This window comes from Neolewinella aurantiaca (assembly GCF_008014675.1).
GTDB lineage: Bacteria > Bacteroidota > Bacteroidia > Chitinophagales > Saprospiraceae > Neolewinella > Neolewinella aurantiaca.
The window spans coordinates 1-1,945 of record NZ_VOXD01000087.1 but is presented as its reverse complement, the minus strand read 5'-3'; the positions used below and the strand labels follow the sequence as shown (position 1 = coordinate 1,945).

The 1,945-nt window shown below is 33.1% G+C and carries 1 protein-coding gene; it reads right to left on the bottom strand.

Going from position 1 to position 1,945, the window contains the following annotated elements:
* Positions 1–143 precede the first annotated feature (143 nt).
* Positions 144–1,502 carry a pentapeptide repeat-containing protein gene (locus FUA23_RS22085; protein WP_147932944.1) on the bottom strand — a complete coding sequence of 453 codons (1,359 nt, stop codon included), beginning with the start codon at positions 1,500–1,502 and terminating at the stop codon, positions 144–146.
* Between the last annotated feature and the right edge of the window lie 443 nt (positions 1,503–1,945).

The following is a 1,945-nucleotide window of genomic DNA, read 5'->3' as shown; positions in this document are numbered from 1 at the left end:
AAACCCAGGAAAACAAAATGAAAATAAAAGCACTCAATCAAATGACAGCCCATGGCATGCCTGTTTCCCAACCGAAAGTCGCGTAATTAAATAAAATATCAGCGCAAGCTTTACCCGAAATCTCCATGCAACAACGCCTGCTTTTAGTGATTCTCTGCGCTGCGTAGTATACACAACTCAACATATCTATTATAAATCGCTTTATCATAATCACCTTCAATAGATGTATCGTTCTCTATATCGTACACAATCAGCTTTCCAGTTTTAGATTCAAAATCTATTGAAGAAACTCTACTCATATTTGCTCGATAGTAATTACTCTCGTGAAATGCATACTCCCAAATCAATGTATCAGGAGATGGAAATGGAGTATCAATGAAATTTTCAGGACTCTGTAGTGAAAGTAACACTACTTTAGTTTGCTTATCCGCATAAAATTTATGAAGCTCTTTATACATATCTGACGAAAAGATGATTTCCGTAACTATTTTTTCACAAGCTTGATAATCCTCGTAATTGTAGTCAATATTTTTACTTAAGAATTTCACTTTAGGGTTTTCCCACAATGAATCAATTCTATAGCTTTTTGACAAAATCTGATTTGATAATGTTAAATTACCCTTTCTAAAAAAGCCATACGGATCAATAATCGCACGATCCAAAAATGAACCATCAAATTCGCTGTGTATTGTATCTGCCGTCAATTTAGAATACCTTAGATCACATCCGTAAAACGTATTATCAATTAGTAGAGAATTCTCAAAATTTGAATTTCTCAATGATATAGAATTAAATCTTGATCGAACAATATAAGAATTGGATAAATTTACATAATCCATATCAATATTCACATTCACATTTTCAATTAAGGCATAACTAAAATCACAATTCATAAATATTTTCTTATATGTAGCTTCAGACAATTCTGAATTGATAAGGGATACAAATAACTGGCCTCTTTCAGGGCTAACTTCCTTCGAAATCAGACTATCAGCTTCTAGAAATTTGTATGGTCTTAATCTTGAAGATAATGATATAATGTTACCGATTAGTTGAGGTGATAGATTCCTAGATTGATCAATTTTGACTTCTTCGTCAATTTTATCCAAAATATTTCCTAATAAAAATATCAACGAGCTTCTTCTTTCTGCTTCTTGTAAATATGTCTGCTGCTCTATCCTATTATTTTGTGATTTGATCAAATCATTCTGAATTACCACTAGTTCATTAGCTCTATAAGTAAAATACAAACTCGACAATGCAATAAACCCTGAAAATACTGAAATTACTACGACTATAGCTTGTCGTCTTATAAAGTATGACAAAAGTGCTTGCCAAGAACTTAAAGTTTTAGCCTTATTCGACGTTGAGAAACCATTTTTGTATAAGTTCTTGATTATGCTAGGAAGTCTGTTTTCTACAGCTATTTGGGTTGATTCAATTCTATCTAATCGTTTAACTATATCATCATTAGATGACTCATTTCTACTTTCCTCGATCATAACTAATATTTTGGTTTAAATACTTATAAGACTTACTTCAAGCAGGTGAAGCTTCTTCATTGTTTGAAATAATTCTACATCGACTGATCGATTAAGTTCATCGATACCGTTTTTCTCGATTATGAACACAAATTTTCTGATTGGCCTGCTATCGTTGTAACAATTATATATAACGCACTTTAGTAAATCTTTATAGAATTCGTGACCTGGGTTATTTCCAGATACCTTAAGAGCGTGTCTAAAATTATGAAAATTTAGATATAAAGGCTGCCAGTCGTATCTTGTAAGTCGCTAAACACTACAAATATGACCAAGCAGTGGACTCGGTTGACTGACAGCCAGTGGAACGAAGTTAAAGATTATCTACCAATCAACCGCAAGACAAAACATCAACTCCGGGATGTACTTGACGCCATTCTGTGGCTGGTGCGTACCGGTACTCA